The organism is Burkholderia sp. D-99, from assembly GCF_011605345.1.
In the GTDB taxonomy this organism is placed as follows: Bacteria; Pseudomonadota; Gammaproteobacteria; order Burkholderiales; family Burkholderiaceae; genus Burkholderia.
In genome coordinates this window covers 308,977-335,852 of sequence record NZ_JAAOXM010000005.1, presented here as the reverse complement: position 1 = coordinate 335,852, position 26,876 = coordinate 308,977, and the positions used below count along the sequence as shown (strand labels likewise).

The 26,876-nt window shown below is 67.2% G+C and carries 24 protein-coding genes and 1 pseudogene; 19 read left to right on the top strand and 6 right to left on the bottom strand.

Features of this window, described 5'->3' with window-relative positions:
* The first annotated feature begins 10 nt into the window (after nt 1-10).
* The 5 genes and pseudogenes from HAV18_RS21080 (at nt 11) to HAV18_RS21060 (ending at nt 4,836) form a co-directional block, all read left to right on the top strand.
* Nucleotides 11-688, top strand: a complete 678-nt coding sequence (locus HAV18_RS21080) for an NUDIX hydrolase (protein WP_166959288.1) — start codon at nt 11-13, stop codon at nt 686-688.
* 181 nt (nt 689-869) lie between these two features.
* Nucleotides 870-974, top strand: a pseudogene (locus tag HAV18_RS21075) (IS5/IS1182 family transposase); the annotation flags it as partial.
* Between the two features lie 465 nt (nt 975-1,439).
* Nucleotides 1,440-2,366, top strand: a complete 927-nt coding sequence (gene rbsK, locus HAV18_RS21070; RefSeq protein ID WP_166959286.1) for a ribokinase — start codon at nt 1,440-1,442, stop codon at nt 2,364-2,366.
* A 41-nt stretch (nt 2,367-2,407) separates the two neighbouring features.
* On the top strand, nt 2,408-3,781 hold the full coding sequence (fucP, locus tag HAV18_RS21065; RefSeq protein WP_166959284.1) for an L-fucose:H+ symporter permease: 1,374 nt from the start codon (nt 2,408-2,410) through the stop codon (nt 3,779-3,781).
* A 2-nt stretch (nt 3,782-3,783) separates the two neighbouring features.
* Nucleotides 3,784-4,836 (top strand): aldose 1-epimerase family protein, encoded by a 1,053-nt coding sequence (locus HAV18_RS21060; protein ID WP_166959282.1) that lies wholly within the window; start codon nt 3,784-3,786, stop codon nt 4,834-4,836.
* Between the two features lie 34 nt (nt 4,837-4,870).
* On the opposite strand, the gene deoR is transcribed toward HAV18_RS21060, so the two are convergent.
* A complete protein-coding gene (deoR, locus tag HAV18_RS21055) occupies nt 4,871-5,641 on the bottom strand; it encodes a DNA-binding transcriptional repressor DeoR (protein ID WP_166959280.1) in 771 nt (256 codons plus the stop codon).
* A gap of 146 nt (nt 5,642-5,787) precedes the next feature.
* Between deoR and deoC the strand changes: the two genes are divergently transcribed.
* A complete protein-coding gene (gene deoC, locus HAV18_RS21050) occupies nt 5,788-6,468 on the top strand; it encodes a deoxyribose-phosphate aldolase (RefSeq protein ID WP_166959278.1) in 681 nt (226 codons plus the stop codon).
* Between the two features lie 94 nt (nt 6,469-6,562).
* A complete protein-coding gene (locus tag HAV18_RS21045) occupies nt 6,563-7,087 on the top strand; it encodes a DUF3592 domain-containing protein (RefSeq protein WP_166959276.1) in 525 nt (174 codons plus the stop codon).
* Nucleotides 7,088-7,137: 50 nt separating this feature from the next.
* Here HAV18_RS21045 and HAV18_RS21040 read toward each other — a convergent pair whose 3' ends face one another.
* Nucleotides 7,138-8,049, bottom strand: coding sequence for a LysR family transcriptional regulator (locus HAV18_RS21040; RefSeq protein ID WP_166959274.1), 912 nt, complete (start codon nt 8,047-8,049; stop codon nt 7,138-7,140).
* Nucleotides 8,050-8,190: 141 nt separating this feature from the next.
* Here HAV18_RS21040 and HAV18_RS21035 point away from each other — a divergent pair, with 141 nt between their 5' ends.
* From HAV18_RS21035 to HAV18_RS21025, 3 genes are all read left to right on the top strand, one after another.
* Entirely contained in the window at nt 8,191-9,402 is a 1,212-nt protein-coding gene (locus tag HAV18_RS21035; RefSeq protein ID WP_407062435.1) for an MFS transporter, read from the top strand.
* A gap of 13 nt (nt 9,403-9,415) precedes the next feature.
* Nucleotides 9,416-9,715: a helix-turn-helix transcriptional regulator gene (locus HAV18_RS21030; RefSeq protein ID WP_166959272.1), complete on the top strand. Its 300-nt coding sequence runs from the start codon at nt 9,416-9,418 to the stop codon at nt 9,713-9,715.
* A gap of 76 nt (nt 9,716-9,791) precedes the next feature.
* Entirely contained in the window at nt 9,792-10,658 is an 867-nt protein-coding gene (locus HAV18_RS21025) for a DUF2071 domain-containing protein (protein ID WP_166959270.1), read from the top strand.
* Nucleotides 10,659-10,694: 36 nt separating this feature from the next.
* On the opposite strand, the gene HAV18_RS21020 is transcribed toward HAV18_RS21025, so the two are convergent.
* Complete coding sequence (locus HAV18_RS21020; protein ID WP_208102073.1) at nt 10,695-11,621, bottom strand: ATP-binding protein; 927 nt, start codon at nt 11,619-11,621, stop codon at nt 10,695-10,697.
* A 26-nt stretch (nt 11,622-11,647) separates the two neighbouring features.
* On the bottom strand, nt 11,648-12,556 hold the full coding sequence (locus tag HAV18_RS21015) for a DMT family transporter (RefSeq protein WP_166959266.1): 909 nt from the start codon (nt 12,554-12,556) through the stop codon (nt 11,648-11,650).
* Between the two features lie 90 nt (nt 12,557-12,646).
* Between HAV18_RS21015 and HAV18_RS21010 the strand changes: the two genes are divergently transcribed.
* A complete protein-coding gene (locus tag HAV18_RS21010; RefSeq protein WP_166959264.1) occupies nt 12,647-13,447 on the top strand; it encodes a helix-turn-helix transcriptional regulator in 801 nt (266 codons plus the stop codon).
* Between the two features lie 48 nt (nt 13,448-13,495).
* Nucleotides 13,496-14,611 carry a hypothetical protein gene (locus tag HAV18_RS21005; protein WP_166959262.1) on the top strand — a complete coding sequence of 372 codons (1,116 nt, stop codon included), beginning with the start codon at nt 13,496-13,498 and terminating at the stop codon, nt 14,609-14,611.
* A 9-nt stretch (nt 14,612-14,620) separates the two neighbouring features.
* Here HAV18_RS21005 and HAV18_RS21000 read toward each other — a convergent pair whose 3' ends face one another.
* Together HAV18_RS21000 and HAV18_RS20995 are read right to left on the bottom strand one after the other, a co-directional pair.
* Nucleotides 14,621-15,106, bottom strand: a complete 486-nt coding sequence (locus tag HAV18_RS21000) for a DUF1772 domain-containing protein (RefSeq protein ID WP_166959260.1) — start codon at nt 15,104-15,106, stop codon at nt 14,621-14,623.
* Complete coding sequence (locus HAV18_RS20995; protein ID WP_166959258.1) at nt 15,103-15,933, bottom strand: NAD(P)H-binding protein; 831 nt, start codon at nt 15,931-15,933, stop codon at nt 15,103-15,105. Before HAV18_RS20995 ends, HAV18_RS21000 begins: the two co-directional genes overlap by 4 nt.
* A gap of 95 nt (nt 15,934-16,028) precedes the next feature.
* Between HAV18_RS20995 and HAV18_RS20990 the strand changes: the two genes are divergently transcribed.
* From HAV18_RS20990 to HAV18_RS20960, 7 genes are all read left to right on the top strand, one after another.
* Nucleotides 16,029-16,694: a TetR/AcrR family transcriptional regulator gene (locus HAV18_RS20990; protein WP_166959256.1), complete on the top strand. Its 666-nt coding sequence runs from the start codon at nt 16,029-16,031 to the stop codon at nt 16,692-16,694.
* A gap of 725 nt (nt 16,695-17,419) precedes the next feature.
* The gene (locus HAV18_RS20985; protein WP_166959254.1) at nt 17,420-19,075 is read left to right on the top strand and encodes an AMP-binding protein; all 1,656 of its coding nucleotides are present in this window, start codon (nt 17,420-17,422) and stop codon (nt 19,073-19,075) included.
* Nucleotides 19,072-19,959, top strand: a complete 888-nt coding sequence (locus tag HAV18_RS20980) for a hypothetical protein (protein WP_166959253.1) — start codon at nt 19,072-19,074, stop codon at nt 19,957-19,959. The genes HAV18_RS20985 and HAV18_RS20980 overlap by 4 nt, the downstream gene beginning before the upstream one ends.
* Nucleotides 19,938-21,068: a 3-oxoacyl-ACP synthase III family protein gene (locus HAV18_RS20975; RefSeq protein WP_166959776.1), complete on the top strand. Its 1,131-nt coding sequence runs from the start codon at nt 19,938-19,940 to the stop codon at nt 21,066-21,068. Before HAV18_RS20980 ends, HAV18_RS20975 begins: the two co-directional genes overlap by 22 nt.
* On the top strand, nt 21,065-22,063 hold the full coding sequence (locus HAV18_RS20970) for a ketoacyl-ACP synthase III (protein WP_166959251.1): 999 nt from the start codon (nt 21,065-21,067) through the stop codon (nt 22,061-22,063). Before HAV18_RS20975 ends, HAV18_RS20970 begins: the two co-directional genes overlap by 4 nt.
* A gap of 5 nt (nt 22,064-22,068) precedes the next feature.
* Nucleotides 22,069-22,965 carry an MBL fold metallo-hydrolase gene (locus tag HAV18_RS20965; RefSeq protein ID WP_166959249.1) on the top strand — a complete coding sequence of 299 codons (897 nt, stop codon included), beginning with the start codon at nt 22,069-22,071 and terminating at the stop codon, nt 22,963-22,965.
* 89 nt (nt 22,966-23,054) lie between these two features.
* Nucleotides 23,055-26,873, top strand: a complete 3,819-nt coding sequence (locus HAV18_RS20960) for an AMP-binding protein (RefSeq protein WP_166959247.1) — start codon at nt 23,055-23,057, stop codon at nt 26,871-26,873.
* Nucleotides 26,874-26,876: the final 3 nt, after the last annotated feature.

Sequence of the window (26,876 nt, the reverse complement as noted above, 5' to 3'; positions counted from 1 at the left end):
GAGGGCGATCATGACTTCTGATCCGGTAGTTACGTACGATGAGGATGGTATGTCCGCTGCAAAGGCCAAACCTCCTGCTTATGCTGTCTTGTACGACAAGGTCGGTACATTTCTTATAGCCTGGAAACGGACGAGGGCATACTATTTTTTAAGTGAAAATGGACAAACGGTCAATTACAACGGAATTGATTTGACCCAAAAAAAGGGCGGCGGACTGAATGCGCTGCCTGGCGGTGCAAACGACGAAGGCGATACGGAGAAGTGCGCCAGGCGCGAATTCCTGGAAGAGACCGGCGTTAGCTTGCCGCCGATTGACGGATCTGACGGGATAAGAACACATTCCTTCGAAAACGATTTGTATTCCGCCGCATATTTTCGTGTGAAGGTTGGGGACGTAGCGAGCGCGTACACTGCGATCTCGTCGAAATCCATGCCAAATTCAAATAAGATCGTTGCCCAAATAATCAACGAAAAATATACGAAGCGATCGCAGGTCATGAATTATGTCAAGAATGAAAATATTTCACCGTGGCCGGAGGACAATGAGCTCGATTCAGTTGCCTGCTGGAATATCCAGAATGTAAATCAGTGGGCGGAGATTAAATCGTGGAAAGGGAATCAAACAATAGGCTGGTATTACGAGATACTCAAATATTTACGTGTCGACATCTTCCGCTTGACCGTTTAGGTACGTGACCTTGCGCGCGTTTGCCGTGCGCTCGGGTCTGGCGGCACTGGGCTGGCGTAGCGTTGTTGCATCAATCGGGTGGGCATGCCGCTGGCTGACGTTGACGCACAACAGCCCGGTCCGGCGGACCTGTCAACACTTCGGGTTCCTGCGCAAATTCTCGATTTCCGGTTTCGAGAAGATGCACAGGGGCACAAGCAAGACGTGCGAGCCGAGGGCCCGGTACCGTGTGAGGAACTGGCCGGCACACAACGCCAACCTGATCAATCGAGGTAACGTCACGGTGTGAATCGATGAAGCCGTCCTTGGCATCCCCCGCCGAGTCGATCGCATTGCCTGAGGCCGTCTACATGACGGCCACTTCGCCCTCACACTCGATTCATGCCACAGCTCCGCTTTGCGCTGATGGCGTATCGGCTTGCCGCCCCGTACTTCTTCCACGATCCGCCGCCGAATTCCGGGAATCACGTCTTTCACGAACGGGCGATCACAACCGCCGCGTTCGAGGGCATGCTCGTCACCCCTGTTTTGCCTGGCAGCTCGCCGATTGTCGCGAGGCCGACAGCGAAACAACCTGCGGCGATCACCGCGCAGCCCGTTCCGCACCCATATTGCGCCTCCCCTTCCCCACCAGGCGCAACCTTCCTAACTTCATATGATTGCATTTTCACACTGAATGTGATTTTATTATCACATTGTGCATGCCGCCACCCACGCGTGCAGCGCACCCCATACCAAGGAAGAGACGCAGATGGAGACAATCGCCGTCATCGGCAGCAACATGGTCGACCTCGTGACCTACGTCGCACGCATGCCCGCCCGGGGCGAAACGCTCGAGGCGCCGAATTTCGAGCTCGGCTGCGGCGGCAAGGGGGCGAACCAGGCGGTCGCGGCCGCCCGCCTCGGCGCGCGCGTCGTGATGGTCACGAAGGTCGGCGACGACGTATTCGCCGACAACACGATCCGCAACTTCGAGCGCGAAGGCATCGACACCACGCACGTGCGCAAGGTCGCCGGCGTGCCGAGCGGCGTCGCGCCGATCTTCGTCGAACCCGATTCGAGCAACAGCATCCTGATCGTCAAGGGCGCGAACCGCCACCTGACGCCGGCCGACATCGATGCGGCCGCGCCGCAGCTCGCCGAATGCGCACTGATCGTGCTGCAGCTCGAGATCGAGCTCGACACCGTCTATCACGCGATCGAATTCGGCGCGCGCCACGGCATCCCCGTGCTGCTGAACCCCGCGCCCGCGGTGGCCGATCTCGATTTCGAGCGGATCCGCACCGTCGAATTCTTCGTGCCGAACGAAACCGAGCTCGCGATCGTGTCGGGCATGCCGGTCGATTCGTTCGACACCGCAGCGCGTGCCGCCGAAGCGCTGGTCGCGCGCGGGCTGAAGCACGTGCTCGTCACGCTCGGCAGCAACGGTTCGCTGCTGGTTTCGCGCGACGGCGTGCGGCACGTGCCCGGCGTGCCGGTCGACGCGCGTGACACGACGGGCGCCGGCGATGCGTATATCGGCTGCTTCGCGCGCTGCTACGCCGCGTCGCGCGACGCGCTCGACGCGATGCGTTACGCGTCCGCGTACGCCGCGCATTCGGTCACGGGCCTCGGCACGCAGAAGTCGTACGCCGACACCGCGACCTTCGAACGCTTCCTCCGCGACGCCGGCATCTGAACGGCGCCTTCATCGACGAGACAATTGGGAAGGAGACACCCATGAGCCGAGCCAGGATCGAACACACCCCCGACGGCTATTACCTGAACCGCACGCCGCTCTTCGCATTCACGCTGCTGTGCTGCCTGTTCGCGCTGTGGGGCACCGCCGCGAACCTGAACGACGTGCTGATCGCGCAATTCAAGAAGTCGTTCTTCCTGTCCGATTTCGAATCGGCATTCGTGCAGTCCGCGTTCTATCTCGGCTACTTCTTCCTCGCGATTCCGGCCGCGACCGTCGTGAAGAAGTTCAGCTACAAGACGACGATCCTCGTCGGCCTGCTGCTCTACACGACCGGCTGCCTGCTGTTCTTCCCGGCCGCGTCGATGGCGAAATACGGGATGTTCCTCGTCGCGCTGTTCGTGATCGCGGCGGGCCTGTCGTTCCTCGAAACCGCGTCGAACTCGTATTCGACGCTGATGGGCCCGCGCGACACCAGCACGCGCCGGCTGAACATCTCGCAGACGTTCTATCCGTTCGGCGCGATGGCCGGCGTCTACATGGGCAGCTTGCTGATCTTCAAGGAAGGCGATGCGTCGCATGCGCAGCTCGCGGCGATGTCGGCGGCCGAAGCCCACGTGCACCAGCTCGCGATGATCCAGGCCACGCTCGAACCGTACAAGTGGCTGATCGTCGTGCTCGTCGCCGTGTTCATCGTGTTCGCGTTGACACCGTATCCGGCGTGCAAGGGCAACGGCCCGAGCGCGGCCACGCACAAGATCGACGCGCGCGGCACGCTCGCGCGCCTGTTCGGCAACCGGCGCTTCGTCGCGGGCGTGGTCGCGCAGTTCCTGTATGTCGGCGCGCAGGTCGGCGTGTGGAGCTTCACGATCCGGCTCGCGATGCAGATCGGCGGCCTCACCGAGCGCGGCGCGTCGCACTACCTGCTCGCGACGTTCTTCGCGTTCTTCGTCGGCAAGCTGATCGCCACGCTCGTGATGAAGCGCGTCGGCCCGGCCAAGGTGCTGATCGTCTACGGCATCCTGTGCATCGCGCTGCTCGCGTACACGATCAGCGTGCACAACATCACGGCCGTCTATGCGGCCGTGGGCGTGAGCGTGTTCCTCGGCCCGTGCTGGCCGACCATCTACGGCCTCACGATCGACGGGCTCGGCAAGGACACCGAATACGGCGGCTCGATCCTCGTGATGAGCATCGTCGGCGGCGCGGTCGTGCCGCTGATCCAGGGGCTGATCTCCGATCACACGGGCGGCAACATGCAGCTCGCATTCGTCGTGCCGCTCGCGTGCTTCGTCGTGATCGTCTACTACGGCTTCTACTGCCTGCGCCACCTGCCGGCCGCGACGCCCGACGCAGCCGCCGACGGCCACGCGCCCGCGCGCTACGCCGCCACGCGCAACACGTCGGGAGCATGAGCATGCGAGGCGAGATCGAACTGCGGCGCGACGACTTCCGCGACACGCCGCGCACGCTGTACCGCACCGACGGCGTGACCGTCACCGCGTTCGCGTATCCGTCCGGCGTCGAGGCGCTGAAGCTCGAGAACCGGCGCGGCCACCTCGTCGTGCTGCCGTATCTCGGCCAGATGATCTGGGCCGCCGCGTTCGACGGCCGCGACCTGACGATGAAGCACATGTTCCGGCAACCGAAACGCGCATCATCGATCATCGATACCTACGGCTGCTTCATGTTCCACAGCGGGTTGCTGCGCAACGGCTGCCCGGGGCCGGACGACACGCACGCGCTGCACGGCGAGATGCCGTGCGCGCCGATGGATCGCGCGAGCCTCGTCGTCGACGCGGATGCACGCGGTGCGATCGTCGAAGTGACCGGCGAGTACGAATACGTGCAGGGTTTCGGCAGCCACTATGCGGCGCGTCCGTCGGTGCAGCTCGCCGAGCACGATGCGCAGATGACGATCGCGATGGACGTGACGAATCTCGGCGGCGCGCCGATGGACCTGATGTACATGGCGCACCTGAACTACGCGTACGTGCCGGGCGGGCGTTTCGTGCAGTCGCTGTCGCACGGCGGGCTGCGGCTGCGCGACAGCGTGCCCGCGCACGTGAAGCCGACCGCCGCATGGCGCGACTACACGGCCACGCTCGCGCGCGAGCCGGAGCGGCTTCAGATGCTAGATGCGCCCGCGCTGTACGACCCGGAGATCGTGTTCTTCATGAACGGTGCGGAAACGGATGCCAACGGCGTCGCGCATTTCCGGCTCGAGCATCCGGATGGCGGCGCATTCCACACCGCGTACCGCCCCGAGCAATTCCCGCATGCGACGCGCTGGATCCTGCACAACGCGGACCAGCAGGTCGCCGCGTTCGCGCTGCCGTCGACCTGCGAGCCGGAGGGTTATCAGGCCGAACGCCGCAAGGGCCATGTCGCGACACTCGCGCCGGGCGCGACGCGCCGCTTCGAAGTCGTCACCGGCTACCTGAGCGCGGCGGAAGCACGCAATGCTTGATGCGATGCAAAGCGCGATGCCCGCCCGCGCGGCGTCAGGTCACGAGCGCGATCCCGTGTTCGCGGATCGTCGTTTCGTAGCGGCGGCTCAGTTGCCCGTCCGAGATCACGTAGTTGAAGTCGGTCAGTTCGGCGAAATAGGCCGCGCGCACTTCGTCGAACTTCGTGTGGTCGACGAGCAGGAAGCGGTTCTGCGCACGCTCCATCACCTTCTTCTTTGCGTCGACTTCGTGGAAGTTGAAGCAGGTCACGCCGCAACGGTCGCTCACGCCGGCCGCGGAGATGAACGCCTTCGACACGCGCACCGTGTCGAGGATGCCCGTCTCGGCCACCGACTCGAACACCATGTTCTTGCGGTGGTACGCGCCGCCGCACAGGATCACGCTGCAATGCGGCTTCTGCTGCAGCTTCGCGAACACGTTCAGCGAATTGCAGACCGCGGTGAATTCGAGGTCGTCCGGAATGAAGTCGACGACGAACGGCGTGGTCGAGCCGCAGTCGACGAAGATCGTGTCGCCGGTCGTCACGAACTGCGCGGCCAGCTTGCCGATGCGCCGCTTCTCCTCGGTCTGCCGGTTGTTCTCGGCGCTGACCACGTACTCGCCGATATCGCTGCGCTGCGCGGCGAAATGGCGGGTCACGTAGCCGCCGATCAGGCTGAGGCCGTGCGGGTTGTCCGCGAGATCGCGGCGGATCGTCATTTCCGATACGCCGAACAGCTCGGCGACTTCCTTCAGATGAATCGCGTTCTGCCCTTGCAGCACGTTCATCAGTGTCTTGATTCGTTCGCCCTTCTTCGTTTCCATGCCAGTATCCTGCGTGCGCGCCGCATCCGTCGCTTGTCGTGCCGGGCGCGCGGGCCCGGCCGGAATGTCGTATTTGTAACAAACCGATGTGAAAACATCAACTTTACGTGTGCCCTTCCGGCACGCGATCCGTGGAGTCCTGAAACATGCCGCTTTCCAACGCCCAACTCGCTCAAACCATCGATCACACGCTGCTCGCGCCCGACGCGAGCGACGCGCAGATCCGCGACCTCTGCCGCCAGGCGGCCGAGCATCGTTTTTACTCGGTCTGCGTGAATTCGGCGAACGTGCCGCTCGCCGCGCGCGAGCTGTCCGGTACCGGCGTGCTCGTCTGTGCCGTGGTCGGGTTTCCGCTCGGCGCGGGGCTGTCGGCCGCCAAGGCATTCGAAGCCACCGCCGCGATCGCGGCGGGCGCCGGCGAGATCGACATGGTGATCAACATCGGCGCGCTGAAGAGCGGCCGCGCCGACGACGTGAAGGCCGACATCGAAGCCGTGCACCGCGCCTGCGGTGCGGTGCCGCTCAAGGTGATCCTCGAAACGGGGCTGCTGACCGACGACGAGAAGGTGCGCGTGTGCGAGATGTGCCGCGACCTCGGTGTCGCGTTCGTGAAGACGTCGACCGGGTTCGGCCACGGCGGCGCGACGCTCGCGGATGTCGCGCTGATGCGCCGCACGGTCGGCCCCGTGCTCGGCGTGAAGGCATCGGGCGGCGTGCGCGACCGCGCGGCCGCGCTGGCGATGATCGAGGCCGGCGCGACGCGGCTCGGCACGAGCTCGGGCGTGGCGATCGTCACCGATCAGGGCAGCAGCGAGTCGGCGTATTGACGACGCGGACTACCGACGGCCGCGCTGATGCGGCCGCGGTGGTACGCTTGGCGCTCCCGCGCGCCGGTTCGTGCGCCGCTCCTTCGCCCGTCCGATGAGAACGTTCTCCGTCTGGTTGAGATCCGGCTTCCTGCTCGCGATCGGCATCGCGGTCGTGCTGTGGGGCGGCTTCACGTTGACCGATGCCGTGATCCTGCGACGCGCGCAGGCATGGCCGCGCGTGCCGGCGACCATCGAGCAATGCACGGCGACGCTGCAATACGGCCGGCACTCCGCGTACTGGGAAGTCAGCGCGCGGTTCCGCTACGGCGCCGGACGAGAATATTCCACCGTGTGGCAGCCCGCCGATGCGCTGACGGACGAGCACGACCCGACGCCTGCGCGCGTCGACGCGCAGACGGACACGTATTGCGGCGCGCTCGCGCAGGACGGGCTGCGCGTGTCGCCGGCCTTTCCCGGCATCGCGCGCCTCAATGGCGCGGTGATGTCGGACGAATGGGAATTCAGGCTGATGCTGGGCGCGGGGCTGCTGCTTGCCGGGCTGCTCAACGGCTTCGCCGGCATCTGGCTGCTGCGCAATGGCGATCCGCCGCCGCGGCGCCTGTTCTCGCGAGAATAGCGCGGCGATCGACGCACGGTGGCCGTCCACCCGCTGCCTTGGCCGGTCGATCAACCACCGGGCGCCAGCCCCGCGATCCGTTCGCGCAGCCGTGGCGCAACGAAATCGAGGAATGCGCGCAGCTTCAGCGGCATCGGCGCCTGCCCCTTGTGCACCAGGCTGACCGGCAGCGGTTGCGATTCGAACGTGTCGAGCACCACCTCCAGCGTGCGATCGCGCACCGCCTGCGCAACCTGGTACGACAACACGCGGATCAGCCCGACGCCGAGCACGGCTGCATCGATGGCCGCCTCGGCCGTATTCACCGCGAAGCGCGAGTGCACGGGCACCGTCAGCTCGCCCTTCTCGCCATCGAACACCCACGCGCGCCGCGACGCCAGCACCTCGAACGTGATGCATTGATGCCGCGCCAGATCGGCCGGTTCGACGGGTGTGCCATGCGCCGCCAGGTAAGCCGGGCTTGCGCAGATCACGCGGCGCACGCTGCCGACGCGGGTCGCCATGAAGCTGCTGTCGGGCAACTCGCCGATCCGCAGCGCAACGTCGATCTGCTCTTCCATCAGGTGGGTGACACGGTCGGTCAGCACCAGCCGCACGTCGATCTCGGGATACTGCGCGAGAAACGCAGCCACCACCGGCACGACATGCAGACGCCCGAACACGATCGGCGCCGTGACGATCAGTTCGCCACGCGGCGCAGCGTATTCGCCGGTGGCGGCGCGCTCGGTTTCCGCGATGTCGTCAAGGATGCGCCGGCAACCCGCGACATAGGACTCGCCCGCCTCGGTCAACGACAGTTGACGCGTCGTGCGATGCAGCAGCCGTGTATTCAGGTAGGACTCGAGCTCGGCGACCTTGCGGCTCACGGTCGCCAGCGGAATGCCGAGCTGGCGCGCGGCAGCCGACATGCTACCGGCATCGATCACCGCCACCAGCAGGGACATCGACTCGAGGCGGTTCATGTTGCCTCTCGAATTTCGGAAAGATGATTCCAGATTCTGGTGGATTATCTTTTCCAGAGCAAGGACGTACGCTGCTTTCACGTCGTCCCGCCGGCCGCCTCCGCAGCCGGCGGTGGCGGATCGCCATGAAAGGAGCCTGCCATGAACGAATTGCCCCTCGCCTCCGGCATGCCGCCCGTCGCGGCCACCGCAGAGCATGCCGCCGCGTCGCGCGGCAGGATCGTCGCGATGGCCGCCATTGCCGGCGCGGTCGTGACCAACATCTATTGCACGCAACCGATCCTGCCGCTGATCGCGCGGGATCTGCATGCCGACCCGGCGACGGCCGACCTCGTGGCCGGCGCGGCGCTGCTCGGCTTCGCAACCGGGCTGGCGCTGCTGCTGCCGCTCGGCGATCGCTACGACCGACGCAAGCTGGTGCTCGGCCAGATCGTGCTGGCTTTCGCGTTCGCGGTGGCATCCGCGCTCGCGCCGGGGGTCTGGGCGCTGATCGGCGCCGCATTCGGGCTCGGCGTGGTCAGCTGCGTGCCCCAGCAACTGGTACCGTTCGCGGCCGCGATGTCGGCGGCCGGCGAACGCGGACGCAATGTCGGCACGGTCGTCACCGGCATCATGGTCGGCATCCTGCTCGGCCGCGCGGTCAGCGGCCTGATCGCCGCGCACGCCGGCTGGCGCGCGGTGTACGGCGTCGAGGCTGCCGCGATGGTGCCGGTTGGAGTCGCCGCCGCGTGGCTGCTGCCGCGCGGCGTGCCGAGCACCACGCTGCCGTATGGCCGGCTGCTCGCGTCGCTCTGGACGCTGGCGCGCGCGCATCGCCCGATCCGTGAATCGATGACCGTACAAGCGCTGCTGTGGGCCGCGTTCAATGCATTCTGGGTCAATCTCGCGGCGCTGCTTGCCGACGGCCCGTGGCATCTCGGCAGTGCGTGGGCCGGCGGCTTCGGCATCATCGGCGCGGCAGGCGCGCTGGCCGCCACGATCGGTGGCCGGGCGTCGGATCGCATCGGCACGCGGCGCGTGATCGGCCTGGGCATCGCGATCGTTACCGTCTCCTACCTGATCCTCGCCGGCGCCGGCAGTTCGCTCGCGCTGCTCGTGATCGGCGTGGTGGTGCTCGACATCGGCGTGCAGGCCGGTCTGGTCGCGAACCAGACACGCGCGTTCGCCGCCGATCCGAACGCACAGGGCCGCATCAACAGCCTCTACATGACCGCAACGTTCGTCGGCGGTGCGCTCGGCGCGATTGTCAGCGGTGCGCTGATGGCCCGCGTCGGCTGGCCTGGCGTGGTCGCGTTCGGCATCGCGGCCGGGCTCGCCGCCGCGCTCGTGCATCGCTGCGGGGGGCGGCGCTGAGCCGGCGCGCACCATGGTCGACGACACGCTCGCCCACAAGGCGCTTGCGCATCCGTTCCGGCGGGACGTGCTGCGCTGGCTGAAGTCGCCCGACAGGCTTCCGGGTGACGTACGCCTGCACGCGTGCCACGGCGTGCCGCTCTCGGCGATTGTGGCGCGCAGCGGGTTGTCGCAATCGACCGTGTCGGCACACATCGCCGTGCTGCGCGAGGCCGGCCTGATCGTGGCGACGACGGTCGGCCAGTGGCGCTTCGTCGCCCGCGACGACTCGGCCATCGCGGCGTTCGTCGCGCGGGCCGCGCGCGATCTCTGACCGGCAAAGGCAGGCACTGACAGATTCGACAGGGGCGCCGCGATACCGCTTCCGCCCGCTCCGCGACATCGGCACAATGCCGCTCATGCGCCAAGACAACGCCTTCGTGTACCCATCCGCCGGCCCCATCGGCCGCCTCGCCAACCGGCTCGTCGCGAACCGCCCGCTGCTGCGCACCCGCCGCGCGCTGCTGTCGCGGCTGCCGTTCCTGCAGCTCGCTAGCGACGTCGAGAACGTCGTGTACTGCACGTGGCTCGTCGAGGTTGCCGCCGTCGCGCACCTGGTGCCGCGCGGCGTCACGCTCGCGAGCCGCGACGGCCGCACGCCGTTCACGATCCTCACCTATGCGCACCGCCATTTCGGCCCGCGTATCGCGGGCCCGCTGCGACGCCTGTTCCCGTCGCCGCTGCAAAGCAACTGGCGGCTTTACGTCGATGCGCTGCCGGGTGGCGTACCGGCCGATCGCACGGTGCTGTTCGTGAAGAACGTGTTCGATCATCCGCTCTATGCGCTCGGCAGCCGGCTCTTCAGCGACGCGCTGCCGTCGCATCTTGCCGCGCGCTTCACGCATGCCGCGCAGGACGGACGTTATCGAACGCTGCTGTCCGGCGGGACAGGGAGCGCGCCTGATTTTCACTGCTCGGCGGGCGTGTCGAGCGACTACGCGCTCCCCGCGGCATTCGCGCCGTTCTTCGGAAGCTGGCGCAATGCCGTCGCTTACCTGTCGCTGCAGCACGCGGCCGTCGCGCATGTCGCGGACTGCGACGGCCTCGCCCATGCGTCGATCGACCTGCCGATCGACATCGATGCGGTCCGGCCGCTGAAACCGGTCGAACCGGTGGGCGGCGGCGAGTTCCTCGCGCGCATCGGCGCGACCGGCGAACCGCTGTGCTTCGTCGTGCCGGATGTCGCGTTTCGCGTGTTGTCGGAACGGGTGTTGTAACGCCCTGCTCAACCCGCTCGCCGCGCGCGTGCGCGTTCATTTTTCATCCGCGTCAGGTTCGTCCGCCAGCCGCCCGATGTAATCCCGCACGAACTGCGCAGCAATCCGCCCCGACCGCGCACCGCGCTCCAGCGCCCACTGCAGCGCCGGTTCGCGCGCCGCGCGGATCTGCTCCGCATCGAACCCGGCTTCGACGAGCCGGCTTTCGACGACGGCCAGATACGCATCCTGCGTGAACCCGTAGAACGTCACCCAGATCCCGAAGCGTTCGGACAACGAGATCTTCTCCTCCACCGCGTCGCCCGGATGCAGCTCGCCGTTCTCCGCGCGCGACACATTCGCGTTGTCGCTCGCCTGCTCGGGCATCAGGTGGCGGCGATTCGACGTCGCGTACACGAGCACGTTCGACAGGTCGCTCGCGACCGAGCCGTCGAGCACCGTCTTCAGTTCCTTGTAACCGGTCTCGCCTGCCTCGAACGACAGGTCGTCGCAGAACACGATGTACCGCTCGGGCCGCGCCCGCACCAGCTCGACGATCGCCGGCAGGTCGCTCAACTGCTCCTTGCCGACTTCGATCAACCGCAGCCCGTGCGGCGCAAATGCGTGCAGGCACGCCTTCACGATCGACGACTTCCCGGTGCCGCGCGCACCGGTCAGCAGCACGTGATTGGCCGCGAACCCGCGCACGAACCGCCGCGTGTTCCGTTCGACGATCGCCACCTGACGCTCGACGTTGCGCAGCGCCTCGAACGCAATCAGCGCAGGCGCGGCGACCGGTTCGAGCGGCGCCATCCGCGGCCCGCCGCCGAAACCGCGCCAGCGGAATGCAACGGCCGCGTCGAAATCGACGGCCGCCGGCCGGCCGGTGCCCGCGAGCGCTTCGAGCGCGGTCGCGATCCGTTCGAGCTGATGCGCGAGCGCCGGCCCCTCGACGGATGCGCACGCATCCGGCAGCGCGGCCATCAGGTTCTGCAGGTCGCGATCGCCGCTCATTGCCGCACCCCTTGCGACGCACTCGCCTGAAACGGAAACCGCTGTGCGATCGCCACGCCGACGAGCGCCACGCCGCCGCCGATGAGGTGATACAGCCGCAGCGATTCGCCGAGCAGCACGATCGCGCCGCCGGCCGTCATCAACGGCAGCAGGTTCATGAACATCGCGCAACGGCTCGGGCCGAGCAGCCGCACGCCCTGCATCCACAGATACGGCAGCACCACCGACGCCAGCACGCCGGCATACAGGATCAACGGCACGCTCGCGCGCGTCGGCCACGCCGCCTGCGCGGGCAGGCGCAGCAGCATCGGCACCATGAAGACGAGCGCGGCGAGCGCCTGCACGTAGGTCGACTGCCACGCCGGCAGCGCACCGATGCGCCAGCGCTTGAGCAGCACGCCGTACAGCGCATACGCGGCCGAGGCGGCCAGCATCAGCAGGTCGCCCGTATGCACGCCACGCGCGGCGATCGTCGTCGGGTGCCCCTCGGCGATCAGGTAGACGACGCCCGCGAGCGACAGCACCCCGCCGCCGACCATGCCGGCGCCAGGCGGATCGCCGAGCAGCAGCGAGCTGAGCAGCATCGTCATCAGCGGCACGAGTGCCGTGATGATCGCCATGTTGGTCGCGCTCGTCGTCTTCGCGGCCTCGTAGGACAGGCTCTGGAACAGCGCCATCGCGAGAAAGCCGAGCACCGCGAGCTTCGGCAGGTGCGCGACGAGCGCCGCACGGTTGCGCCACGCGGGGCGCAACGTGAACACGCTCATCAGCGCGACGGCGAGCAGCAGCCGGTAGAACGTGATCGCCGACGGGTCGATCGTCGACGCGGACAGCTTCGACACGACCACGTTGCCGGCCCACAGCGCGATCGCGCAGAAGGGAAACAGAAAAGGAGGCTTGTTCATCGCGTTTGACGGATTAATATCGTGACAGGGTGCAGGCGTGAATCGGAACGCCATCGTGCCCGCCCGCCCAACTGCCTGTCTCACGCCAAAATGTCAGGACTTATCGCCAATCGGACACTCGTGCCCACCCCGCCGCTTGCGCACCTGCGCTACGAATCGACGCCGATGCCCGTGTCGGCAATGGCGGCGGCGTACCCGCACGGCACGTCGATCGCGACGCACAGCCATCGCCGCGCGCAACTGCTCTATGCGATCGAGGGCGTGATGCACGTGCAGTCCGAAGGTGCGTCGTGGGTCGTGCCGCCGACGCGCGGCGTGTGGCTCGAAGCCGGCCTCGACCATACGGTGCAGATGAGCGGCGACGTGCAGATGCGCACCGTGTTCGTCGAACCGGGCACGGTCGAGCACCTGCCCGCGCGCAGTTGCGTGGTGGAAGTGCATCCGCTGCTGCGCGAGCTGATCCTCGCCGCGGTCGACGTACCGCTCGACTACGCGCCGGGCTCGCGCCACGACCACCTGATGCACCTGCTGCTCGCCGAGGTGACGGTCGCGCCGCTGCTGCCGCTGTACCTGCCGTGGCCGCACGACGCACGGCTGCGGACGATCTGCGACACGCTCGTCGCCGCGCCCGACGATCCGCGCACGATCGCCGAATGGGCCGACCGGCTCGGCCTGTCGGTCCGTACGCTGCATCGCGCGTTCCGGCGCGAGACGGGGCTCAGCTTCCGCCGCTGGCGGGAGCAGGCGCGACTGCTGCTCGCGCTCAAGCGCCTCGCGCACGGCGAGAAAGTGCTGACCGTCGCGATGGATCACGGCTACAGCAGCCAGAGCGCGTTCTCCGCGATGTTCAAGCGGCATTTCGGCGTGTCGCCGTCGGCGTTTTACGCGTAGCGCGTGGTCGGGCGCGCCACGGGCGCCGTGGGCGATAGAATCGCGGCCATGAACACGATCAGCCCGCACCGTTCGTCAGCATCGACGCACGCAATCCAGACCGTCGATACGCTCGCGTGGGAACACGCGCCGATCGTCGACATCTGCGCCGTTCAGGCCGACTACGGCCCTTTGCTCGTGTTGACGGCGGACGGCTCGCTGCACGGCGTCGATCTCGATACGCGGCATCGCACGGGGCTCTGTCCGGTGCCGTTGCCGCCGCTCCCGCCTGCGACGGGTCACACGGCGTTCGGCACGGCCGCTTATCGCCTGCACGCGTCACCTGACGGCCGATACGCGGCGATCGTGACCGACTACGGGCGGCACGGCCTCGTCGTCGACGTCGCCACCGGCAAGCCGACGATGCAGCTCGACGGCGGCGACTACTACGCGCATACCGTCCCGTTCAGCGCATGCTTCCTTCGCCATCGCGATCGCACGATCTTCGTGCACCGCACCGCATGGAACCGGCTCGACGCGGCCGACCCGGCCACCGGCGCATCGCTGACCCCGCGCGACATCGCGCCGTACGCCAACCACGACCGGCCCGCGCATTACCTCGACTACTTCCACGGCCGGCTCGTGCCGAGCCCTGACGGCAGCCGGCTGTTCGAGGACGGATGGGTATGGCACCCCGTTTCGATCCCGCGCGCATGGTCGGTCGATGCCTGGCTCGACGCCAACCCCTTCGAAAGCGAGGACGGCGCATCGGTGGTCAGCCTGACCCAGCGCGACGACTGGGACACACCTGCCTGCTGGATCGACAACCGGCACGTCGCGTACTGGGGGCTTGCCGACTGGGACGAGGATGAATTCGCCGAAACCGGGCAGGATGCCGGCGTGCGCATCCTGGATGTGAACGAAGCCCTGCAGTCGCACGACCGGCGCATCCCGATGGCGACCGAACCCGAGCGGATCGGCGACCTGTTCAGCGACGGCGCATCGCTGTACGTCGCCACGCCCGCCGGCACGACGATCTGGAGCCTGGCGTCGGGCACGCCGCTCGGGGCGCTTCCTGGCTTCATCGCCCGGCGGCACGATCCGGTACGCGGTGCGCTGATCGCCTTCGACGCCGGTACGATCGCCGAATACCGGTTGCCCGCGCAGGCCGCGCGCACCGCATGACGCACGGCGCTACCGCGCCGCAATCCCCACGATGAAAAACACGCATGCGGCGGCCGACGCCACCGTGCGCACGTGATTCCACATCGTCCAGTCGTGCACGTAGCGCGTCCACAGCGCGGCGCCATGGGCGGTCGACGGATCGGCCGCGGCGAGCGCATCGTTGAGCGGCACGTTGACGGCCATCGTCACCGCGAACATGCCGAACACGTACAGCACGCCGCCCGCGACCGCCGCCATCGCGCCCGGCTGGTCGCGATCGAGCAGCGCGAGCACGACCAGTGCCAGCGCCATCAGCGTCGTCACGAGGAACAGCGGCATGAACGGCGAACGCACGATGTCGACGTTGATCGCGTTCATCGCGGCCACGCCGGCATGCGGCGCGATCCGTCCGAGCGACGTCATCACGAACGTCGAGAACGCGAAGTACACGCCGGCCATCAGCCCGCAGCCGATGGCCGAGCCCCACAGCAACGCGGGCGTCACGAACGCGATCATGATCGTGCGCTCCACACGCCGGTCGCGGCCGTCGCACGCGCATAGTCGGCGAAGTCGCGGGCCGGGCGCCCGAGCGTCGCTTCGATGCCGTGCGTTACCGCGCTGTTGCGCCCGTCGAGCACCACGCTGAACAGATCGTCGAGCAGCGCGACGACCGGCTCCGGTACGCCGACCTCGCGCAATCCGGCCACGAACGCATCGGCCGGAATCTCGCGATAAACGACCGGCCGGCCAGCGGCCCGTGCGATTTCGCCGACCGCTTCGGCGAACGTCAGCGCGCGCGGGCCCGTGACCTCGATCACGCGGTTCGCGAAGCGCGCGTCGGTGAGCGCGGCCACCGCGACGTCCGCGATGTCGTCCGCATCGACGAACGGCTCGCGCACCGCGCCGGCCGGCAGCGCGACTTCGCCGGCCAGCACGCCGTCGATCAGGTAGCCCTCGGAGAAGTTCTGGTTGAACCAGCTCGCGCGCACCACGCCCCAGCCCACGCCCGACGCCTGCAGCGCGGCCTCGGCGGCCTGCGCACGGGGCTCGCCGCGCCCGGACAGCAGCACGACGCGCTCGACGCCGCTTTCCCGCGCAAGCCGCGCGAAGTCGGCGATCGCGTCCACTGCGCCCTCGACCGCCAGATCGGGCTGGTAGGTCACGTACGCGGCCGACACGCCATCAAGTGCCGCAGGCCACGTCGCGGGCTCCGTCCAGTCGAAGCGAACGGCCGACGTGCGCGACACGGGCCGGGTCGCGATGCCGCGCGCGCGCAGCCGTGCTTCGACGCGGGCGCCCGTCTTGCCCGAACCGCCGACGATGAGGGTGGGAAGTGCCGACATGACCGTCTCCTTTGACTAAAATGCGAGAGTGTCTCGCGTTTCAGAAAACACGATAGACTCTCGCATTAGCAAGGTCAAGTTTTTCCGGAGGCGGCATGGGCCGACATAAATCGGGGCAGAACGACGAGCCCGACGCGGCGGCAGCGGATGCGCCGGCGCGCGCGCGGCTGGTGCCGACGCAGCAACGCAGCCGCGAGCGGTTCGAGCGCATCCTCGCGTGCGCGTCGGAGGTGATGATCGAGAAAGGCTGCGACGCGTTCCGGATGAGCGACATCGTCGAACGCACGGGCATCTCGTTCGGTTCGCTGTACCAGTACTTTCCGGACAAGGCGGCCGTGATCGGCACGCTCGCGGAGCGCTACAACGAAGCCGGGCACGACTGCGTGCGGCGCGACCTCGCCGCGATGAAGACGCTCGACGACCTGCACGCCACGCTCGCCCGCATCACGGACAGCTATTACCGGATGTTCGCGGACGAGCCGCTGATGCGCGACATCTGGCGGGCCACGCAGGCCGACCGCGCGCTGCAGGCCCTCGACCAGGCGGACGGCGAGTTTCTGGCGGGGCTGTTGGCGAGTGCGTTGCAGGATCTCGCGCCGGCAGTGCCCGGCGCGCAGTTGGCGGCGTTCTCGGAATTGACGATGGTATTGATCGCCGCGGCGGTGCGACATGCGATCGAGTTGCCGCCGAAGGCGGCGCGCAGGATTCTCGCGATGTTCAAACGAACATTGCCGGAGAATCTATCCGTGCTTGACAGCTAGGATGCGCCCGAATCCTCGAATGGCGAATATCCGACTCCCCGTCTGAAACAAAATATTCGTTAATACAATCAAAAGAAACCATATGGGCGCAACCCGAGACCCCGGCGCCCGTATCCCTGACTCTCCATCCAAATCGACCCAAGCCCTGCTGCTCCTCGGAGTGCAGGTCTTGCTCCTTTTCGCACGGGCAATCCGCTTCGTGGAGCGACGTGCGTTTCGCCCCGGTGAACTTCGCGGCGCTTTATTCAGCGCCCCGGCAGCCAGGCTCCACCGGAGTCAATAAATTGCGAGATGATTTACCGAAATCGATTAATTCACAAAATACCGATGATTAATGGAATCGATTTCAGTCAATAATTACAATCAGCCGTCAATTTTTCCATTTACTTTTCAATATCGCCTCCGCTAAGCTTGCGGCAAGCATTTTTAGACACCCATCCAATTGATCGATTAATTTCAAATTCAAATGGATTTGCATTAAACCGGTCAATTATTGTTTATTTAGAAAATGAAATGAGACGGTATACCTCCATAAAAGCCGGCCAGCCATCACCTGACTGACCGGGCTCTCCGTGCGTCGCTCGGCGACAGGTGCCTGCCGCTCCGACCACATCTCTTTGGCATCGCGATTCAGGCTGCGCGGCCGGGCCCGATGATGGGCCCCGGCCGCGCAGCACCGCACCGCCTTCGCGAACTTCGAACTCACACTCTTGCGAGCGTTGACGATGGACGACTTTTGCCGCGCGAATTTGCCCCCTGCCGAGGATTGGCCGACGTTTGTCTTCGAGTTGCCGGGGCTGCAGTTTCCGCCGTTTCTCAATTGCGCCGCCGCGCTGCTGGATACCGCAGTCGAGGAACGGGGCTGGGGCGATCGCGTGGCGATCACGACCGAGTCGGGCATCACGTGGTCGTATCGCGAATTGCGCGATGCCGCCAACCGGATCGCCAACATGCTGGTCCGCGATGCGGGCCTCGTGACCGGCAACCGGGTGCTGTTGCACGGCGCCAATCACCCGATGCTGGCCGCCGCGTGGTTCGGCGTGGTCAAGGCCGGCGGCGTGGCCGTCGCAACGATGCCGAAGCTGCGCGCGGGCGAACTGTCGACCATCATCGGGCGGGCCCGGGTCACGCACGTCATCTGCGAGGCCGGGCTGTCCGCCGAGCTCGACGCGGCGATGGCGCGCATGCAGTGGCGCGGCGAAGTGCGGCGCTACGAGACGGACGACACGCATCCGAACGCTCGCTGGCTCGCCGGCTATCCGGCGGCATTCGCGGCTGCCGAAACGCGCGCGGACGATCCTTGCCTGATCGCGTTCACGTCGGGAACGACCGGGGAACCGAAGGCCACCGTCCATTTTCATCGCGACGTGATGGCGGCCTGCCACTGCTTTCCGCAGCACGTGCTGAGGCCTACGGCCGATGACGTCTTCTGCGGATCGCCGCCGCTCGCGTTCACGTTCGGCCTCGGCGCGCTGCTGCTGTTTCCGGTCAGCGTCGGTGCGAGCGTCGTGCTGTTGCCGAAAGCGGGCCCGGAACAGTTGCTGGCCGCGGTCGAGCGGCATCGGGTCAGCATCCTGTTTACGGCGCCGGCGGCCTATCGGGCCATGCTCGACCATCTCGACACGCGTGACGTGTCGTCCCTGCGCAAATGCGTGTCGGCCGGTGAGGCGCTCCCGCCATGGACGCGCGATGCATGGCAGATCCGCACCGGCCTGCACCTGATCGACGGCATCGGGTCGACCGAGATGCTGCACATCTTTGCGTCGACGGGCGACGCCGGCGCGAAGGACGGCGCGATCGGCAAGGCGGTGCCCGGTTACCGCGTTGCCGTCGTGGACGAGCACGGCCACTGCCTGCCGCCCTACGAGATCGGCTACCTGGCCGTGCAGGGGCCGACCGGATGCCGCTACCTGAACGACGCGCGGCAACGCGACTACGTCAAGCACGGCTGGAACCTGACGGGCGACAGCGCCTACCTGGACGAGGACGGCTATCTGTTCTACCAGGCGCGCGCGGACGACATGATCATCACCTCCGGCTACACGGTGTCGCCCGGCGAAGTGGAGCAGGCGCTGCTGCGCCATCCCGATATCGCCGAATGCGGCGTCGTCGGACAGATCGACGAATGGGGCGGCACGCTCATCTGCGCGCATGTGGTGCTGCGCCCCGGTGTCGACGGCTCGGACGCATTGACGACGCAGTTGCAGCAGCATGTGAAGAGCGTGATTGCGCCGTACAAGTGTCCGCATCGCGTGGCCTATCACGCCGCCGGTTTGCCACGCAACGAATCGGGCAAATTGCGTCGCGCCGTGCTCCGTCAGGCGGGTCATGGCGCGCTGTGCCCTCTGAATCAAGCAGTCCTTAACGAGCATACGCTATGAAAATTCTCGGCGCCGCGGCGGCCATTCCGGACCCCGCGACCACCGCGCAATCCTGCGCGAACGACTACGCGGTCAAGGCGGCCAGGCAAGCGCTGCAGCAAGCCGGTTGCCTGCCGTCGGAACTGGATCTGATCGTCAGCCTGTCGATTTCTCCCAGCCGGATGGCGGACTCGCCGTCGATCGCCGGGCCACGGCTGGCGCACCCGGTGCAGCGCGACCTGCGTGCGCGACATGCGGCCGTGTTCGATCTGCTCGACGCGGACTGGACGCTCGCACTCGATCTCGCACAAAGCCACTGCCGGCAGCTCGGCTATCGGCGCGCGCTTGTCATTCGTGCGGAAGCGCTCGCGGACGTCGAACAGGTGGCCACGAGCGGCTTCGCCGACGGTGCAGGGGCGATCGTGCTGACGCCGTCCGGCCATGACCGTGCTTATGCGAGCCGCTACGCGGACCTCGACTCGCCCCCGTTCGCGACACTCGACGCACTTGCGCCCCGGCGCGTGAACGGCGGCCTGTCGCTGGCCCGCTTCGAGAGCCGGTTCGATCGCGCCACCGGTCGATTCGACGCCGAACCGGCCAATGCGGCCGCGGCGGTCAACGCGATGCTCGACGCGGCGCAAAGCCGCATCGACCGGCGCGCCGCCACGCTGTTCTGCGAATCGTGGCTGAGCGGATGGACATCGATCGCCACCAACGTGGGTCGTGATTTCCACGTCGATGTCGTCGCCGGTTCGACGGACGTCCCGAACCCGTTCCAGCTGCCCGCGTGGCTCGCGTCGCGCGTCGCAGATTCGATTTCGTTGCGTGACGATGAACGTACGGTGATCGCCATGACACTGGATCCGTTCAGGCCGCGCATCGCCTGCAGCACGATGGAGGTCTGACGGTGCACAACGTCCGAATCGCAAGTCTCGCCTGCCGCCTGCCGGCACGCCAGGTACCCAACGACGATCCCGTCTTCGCGGGCGTCGAACCCATTCCGTCGGAATGGTGGCAATTCTGGGGCATCGAATCGCGCTACATGATCGATCCCGATGCCGGCGAATCCGAGCTGGCGCTGGCCGAGCGCACGGCCCGCGACGCCCTCGCCCGTGCCGGCGTGGAACCCGCCGAACTCGACCTGGTGCTGTTCAACATGACGTCGCCGTTCGTGTCGCTCGCCGACGGCCGGCGCCGTTTCGCGCCGCGGCTGTCGCGCGCGCTGCGCGACCGGCTCGGCGCCACGCGCGCGCTCGACGCCGATATCGAGATGGAATGCGCGAGCTTCGTGCTGCAACTGCAGCTCGCCGCCAACCTCATCAAGCAAGGGCGCGTGAAGCGGGCGCTGGTGTGCTCGTCGGAGCGCATGTCGGCGGTGGTCGACTACACCAGCAAATCGTCGACGAACTTCGGCGACGGCGCGGCCGCAGCCGTGCTCGTCGCGGCGCCGGCCGACCCCGATGGCGCCGATTGGCTGGATGCCGCGTATCACAGCGACGCCACCCGCTACGACCTCGTGACGATGCAGTGGCGCAACGCGCAGGCCGCGGCCGACGACGACGCGGCAACCAGCACCGATAACCCGTTCGGCGTGTATTTCACGCTCAAGCCCGAAGCGCAGGAGGCCATCTCGCGCTTCATGCCGGTGGCCATTCCCGATATCGTCGAGCGCCTGCTGCACCGGAGCGGCACCGGCATCGCCGACGTCGATGCGATGGTGTTCCACCAGCCGTCCGCGCTGCTCGTGCGCGCATGGGCGCAGCGCCTCGGGCTCAAGCCGGATCAATACGTGATTCGCGTGGCCGATTGCGCGTGCCTCGTGTCGGCCGCCGTGCCGTTTGCGCTGGCCGAGTCGATCCGGCAAGGCGTGATCCGGCCGGGATCGTTGGTCGTGATTGCCGGCGCGGGCGCGGGCTGGGGCTTCGGTGCGCAATTGTGGCGCTGGGGCGAAACCGTCGTGTCCGATGCGGGCGATGCGGTCGCCCCCGTGACGGAACAGGAGGGTCAGGCATGAGCGCCCGCCTCGTCATCGCCGGGTTCGGCCATGCGCTGCCGGAGCGGATCGTCGGCAACGACGAAGTCGCCGGCATGATCGACACCAGCGACGCGTTCATTCGCGAGCGCACCGGCGTCGTCGCGCGACGCTATCTCGGCCCCGATCAACATCTGGCGGATCTCGCATGCCCGGCCGCGGAACGCGCAATGGCCGACGCGGGCGTGACGGCACACGACGTCGACCTGCTGATCGTCAATACGCTGTCGCCCGATCATCACGATCCGTCGCAGGCGTGCTACATCCAGCCCCGGCTCGGCTTGCGGGAGGTGCCGTGCTTCGATATCCGCGCGCAATGCAGCGGCGGCCTCTACGGGATCGAGATCGCGCGCCACTTCCTCGCGAGCGGCCTGTATCGCAACGTGCTGCTGATCTGCGCCGAGGCCCTGTCGCGGCGGATCGACACGAGCAACGCCGGCCGCAACCTGTCGATCCTGCTGAGCGACGGCGCCGCCGCGCTGCTGCTGCAGGCGACGGACGACCCGGCGCACGGGCTGATCGACCTGACGCTCGGCGCCGACGGCACCCAGTTCGACCTGCTCAGCACCGAAGCGCCCGGCGCGCGACGCCCGCACTTCATCGACGCAGACGACATCGCGGCCGGCCGCCACCACTTCCGGATGAAAGGCGCGCCGATGTTCGAGGACGCGACGCGGCGCATCGTCGACTCGTGCCGGCAGATGCTCGACAAGCACCGACTGACGATCGGGGATATCGGGCTGGTCGTGCCGCACCAGCCGAACCTGCGCATCCTCGACGCGGTCATCGAGCGACTCGGGCTGCCCCGCGAGCGCTGCATGATCTCCGTCGACCAGCTCGGCAACATGGCGAGCGCGGCGTTTCCGGTTGCGCTCTCCCTCGCGCGCGAGCAAGGCCGCATGCCGGCCGGGCAGCTCAACCTCCTCGTGACCTACGGCGCCGGCGCGACATGGGCCTGTGCGCTCTATCGGAGCTGAACGACATGCTGAACGCATCTCCCGGGTGGATCGATTCGCGGCTGGCCCTCGTCGGCACGGCCGACGTGCCGCTGTACGTGATCGTCAATGACGAGGCCGCGACGCTGATCGAGGGCGGCCTGAGCGGCATGACGGCGCTCGTATGGCAGCAGCTTCACGATCTGCTAAGGGACTTCGGCGGCATCCGGCATTTGCGCTACTGGCTGATCACCCACTCGCACTACGACCATTGCAGCCTGCTGATGACGCTCAAGTCGCGCATGCCGTGGCTCCATGTATCCGGTTCGCCCGACGCGTTCGATGCGTTCCAGAGCCCGTCGGCCTGCCGCACCATCCGTCAGCTCGACGCGCACGCGTCACGGTCGTGGGCGCCCGCCGTCGACGCCGATTTCACCGAGTTGTCCGACCTGCCGTTCTACCCGGTCAATCCGGGCGCACAGCTCGATATCGGCGCCGGGATGCAGATCCGCACGATCGCGCTGCCGGGCCACAGCCGCTGCCAGTTCGGCTACTACTGCCCGCAGCTGGACATCGGTTTCGTGTCGGATGCGCTCGGCGAGTTTCACGGCGCCACGCACTGGCTGCCGCTGGTCTTTCAGGATCTGTTTGCGTATCGGCACTCGCTGGACGTCATCGAGCAGCTGCATGCGCCGAGGCTTGCCTTGGGGCACCACGGCATCCTCACCGGCGAGCTCGCCCGATCGGCCGCGCGGCATGCGCGTGCGTGTCTCGATGCGCGCGAGGCCGACGCACGTGCGGTTCGCGGCAACGCCGCCGCCACGCAGGAACTGGCCCGCCAGTGGACGGCCCGTTACGCGGCAAGAAGCGAAAAGGTCGTGCCAAGCTTCCTGCATCTCAAAAGCATGACGCACATGATCGACCTGTTCCATCGCGCCGAATAGCCGTACCCGGATGTCCGCCGCGGCAACGCACGGGCGCCGGCCGGCGCCAGGCCGCTGCTCGCTGTTTTCATTCCTCTTCCGACGACATCATGACCACTGCGACCTTGCCGACTACGCTCAGCGAATTGCTTCAGAACCGGGCCGCCACACTCGGCGACAAAACCGCCTACGTGTTCCTGAGCGGGCCGCCCGAGCAGGAACGGGCCGAATCGATGACCTTCGCGGCGCTCGACGCACGCGCCCGCCGGGTCGCCGCGCTGCTGCGTCAGAACGCGGTCGACATCGGCGACCGGGTACTGCTGCTGTGCCGGCCGGGGCTCGATTACGTCAGCGCCTTCATGGGATGCCTGTATGCGGGCGCGATCGCGGTGCCCGCCTACCCGCCGCGCAACAGGCAGCACATGGTGCGGATCGCCGGCATCGTCGAGAACGCGGGCGCGAACACGATCCTGTGCTCGGCCGAGGACCATGCGCGCTGCACGACCTGGCTCGCCGATACCGACGCGTCCGGCAGCACACTGCTCGACGTCGGCGGCGCGCAGGCGCTGGCTCCCGTGGATTCGCCCGCCGCCGTGCAGCCGTCCCACATCGCGTTTCTGCAATACACGTCGGGCACCACCGGCAGCCCCAAGGGCGTGATGGTGTCGCACGGCAACCTGATGCACAACCTGGGACTGATGCGCGAATGGCTCGCCTATGACGAGTCGAGCACGATCGTCAGCTGGCTGCCGCCGTATCACGACATGGGCCTGATCAGCGTGATCCTGACGTCGCTCTATGGCGGCTTCCGTAGCGTGCTGATGGCCCCCGAACGCTTCATCCAGCATCCGTACCTGTGGCTTCGTGCGATCAGCCAGCACCGCGCGGACCTGACGGGCGCGCCCGATTTCGCGTACCGGATGTGCTGCCGGCGGATCTCCGACGAACAGCTGGCGACGCTCGACCTGTCGTGCCTGCGGGTCGCCTACAACGGCGCCGAGTCGGTGCGCGCCAGCACCCTGACGGATTTTGCGCAGCGCTTCGCGGCAGCAGGCTTCGCCGCCGACGGTTTCCTGCCGTGCTACGGGCTCGCGGAGGGCACGCTGTACGTCGCCGGCTGCACGGAGAAGCATCCGGTCCGCACGCTGTGCGTCGACCAGGCCGCGCTCCAGCGGCAATCGGTGGTGTTGCGCAGCGCGTTCCTCGGCGTGTCGCCGCAGCCGCTGGATCGCCCCGGCGAGCGGGTCCTGGTCAGCGTGGGCCGCACCGACGGCGAACAACAGGTGATCGTGCGCGACCTGGAAACCAACGCGCGATGCGACGGCCGGACCATCGGCGAAATCTGCGTGGCCGGCCCGAGCGTCGCCGCCGGCTACTGGCGTCTGGACGAGCAGACGCATGCGACCTTCACGCACACGCTGGCCGGCGACCGCAATCAGGCGTTCATGCGCACCGGCGATCTCGGCTTCATTCTGGATGACGAACTGTACGTCACCGGCCGGCTCAAGGACATGGTGATTCTCGCCGGCCGCAACTACTACTCGGAAGACATCGAGTACGCGCTGATCGTCGGCGTGCCGGAACTGGTGCCGAACGGTTGCGCGGCCTTCATGGACGATCAGGTCGACGCGGAGCGCCTGATCGTCGTGGCGGAGGTCGAGCGCACGCAGCGCAAGGGCAATCTCGACAGCTTCATCGACGCGATTCGCGAGGCGATCTGGAACCGCCTCGACATCGGCCCGAGCCGGATCGTGCTGGTATCGCCCGGCAGCGTGCCGAAGACGTCGAGCGGCAAGGTGCGCCGCAGCACGTGCCGCACGCAGCTGCACGATGGCGCGCTGACGATCCTCGCGCAGTGGGACGTCGAGGGCAGCACGCAAACGCCGGCACCCGACTCTCGGCAGCCCGCGCGCCCGGCAGCCGATGTCGACAAGCCGGCGGCCAACGATCGCCGGCGCGATGACGGCGCCACCGTCGACGAACTGAACGACTGGCTCAGGCACTACGCCCGCACGCGGATCGATTCACGAACCATCGACGAGCGACGCACCATTCCGCCGCACATCGTGCTCGATTTCGGGAACCGGGGCCTGCTCGGCATGCCGATCGATCGTTCGCATGGCGGCCTCGGCCTTGGCCAGCGCGACATGTCGCGCGTGTATGCGCAACTGGCCGCGATCGATTCGACGCTGGCTTTTTTTGTCGCCCTGAACAACACGCTCGGCATCGTGCCGATCATGCAGCATGCGCAGCAGCCGTTGCGCGAGGAACTGCTGCCGAGCCTCGCGAGCGGCCGGATGCTCGCCGCATTCGCGATCACGGAGCCGGCCGCGGGCTCGCATGTGCGTGCGATCGCCTCCCGCGCGCAGCGCATCGAGTCCGGCGACTGGCTGGTCACCGGAACCAAGCGCTGGAGCGGCTCGTCCGCGTGGGCGGGGATCATCAACGTGTTCGCGAAGCAGGCCGACGGCGCGGGGATGGTCGGCCTGGCGGTGCGACCCGGCACGCCGGGCGTGCGGATCGGCGCCGAGGAGCTGACGATGGGCGTGCGCGGCATGATCCAGAATTCGCTGCATCTGGATCAGGCGCGGATCAGCGACGCGTACCGGCTCGGCGACATCGGGCAAGGGATGTCCGTGGCACAGCACGCGATGAACATTGCGCGCCTCGGCATCGCTGCCGTCTGCGTGGGCGGAATGAAACGCTGTGCGCAGCTGATGCATCGCTACGGGGCGCGGCGCGAGGTCGGCACCGGGCTCCTGCTGGACAATCCGTTGAGCCGCCTGCGCCTGGGCGAGCTGCGGAACCGCATCGACGCGCTCGACGCGCTGGTCGGGCACCTGGCCACCGAACTGGACCTCGGCGTCGCGCTGCCTGAAGACTGCCTGCTGATTGCGAAGATTCTCGGCTCCGAGCTGCTGTCGCAATCCGCCGACGAGCTGATGCAGTTCCTGGGCGGCCGCGGCTACATCGAGACCAACTTCGCGCCGCAGATCTTCCGCGACGCGCGCCTGACCCGCATCTTCGAGGGGCCGACCGAAACGCTGCTGGTTCACCTCGGCAGCCGCCTGCTCAACGGGAGCGACGATCTGCCGCGCTATCTGGAAAGTGCGCTGGGCGCCGGCGTGCTAGCCACGGAACTGCGCGAGCTGGGCGCACAGCTGTCGCAGGAAGGGCTCGCCAATGCGGCGAAACTCGGCGGCGCCGCGCATGCCGCCGTCTGGGTCAATTACTGGCTCGGCACGGTCGCACAATGGGGATTGCTGCTGGCGGTAATCGAACGTGCGGCTGCGCAGCAGCGCATCGGTGACGGCGCGCTGCGCTGGGCGCAGAGCCGGTACGAACTCGCGATCGAAGCGGCGCAGCGGCAGGTCGGCCTGCGATCCGCACTGTCCACGTCGGTGGAATTGAACGACTGGGCAGCGCACATCGGGTTCGAGATCGGCTCGATCGAGCAAACGATCCCGGGCGCAAGCCAACACGTCGATCCGTTGCTGGACCCCAATGGCGACGCGTATTCGGCCTCCCGCGCGCCCGACGCGCCGGCCGGCGAAGACACCGCTTCGGCGGCGGCCCCGATCGTGAGCGAGCCGGCGAGCCTCATCGATCGCCAGCATATTCATGCCGTCGAACAATGGCTCATCGCGTGGCTCGGCGAGCGCCTCAAGCACCGCAAGCTTCGCTTGACGCGCGAGTCGACGTTCGCCGAGATCGGCTTCGACTCGATCCTCGCCGTCGAAATGACGATCGTATTCAGCGAGACGTTCAGCGTGAGCGTCGATCCGTCCGCGGTCTGGGACTACCCGTCCATTCGCGCGCTGGCCGCCCATCTCGCGCCCCGGACCCGCGGCACCGCGCCGGCGGTTGCCGCGGCGCACGCCGATCCGGATACACCTTCACCCGTTGCAGCCCAACCTTCGAACCTGTGAGAC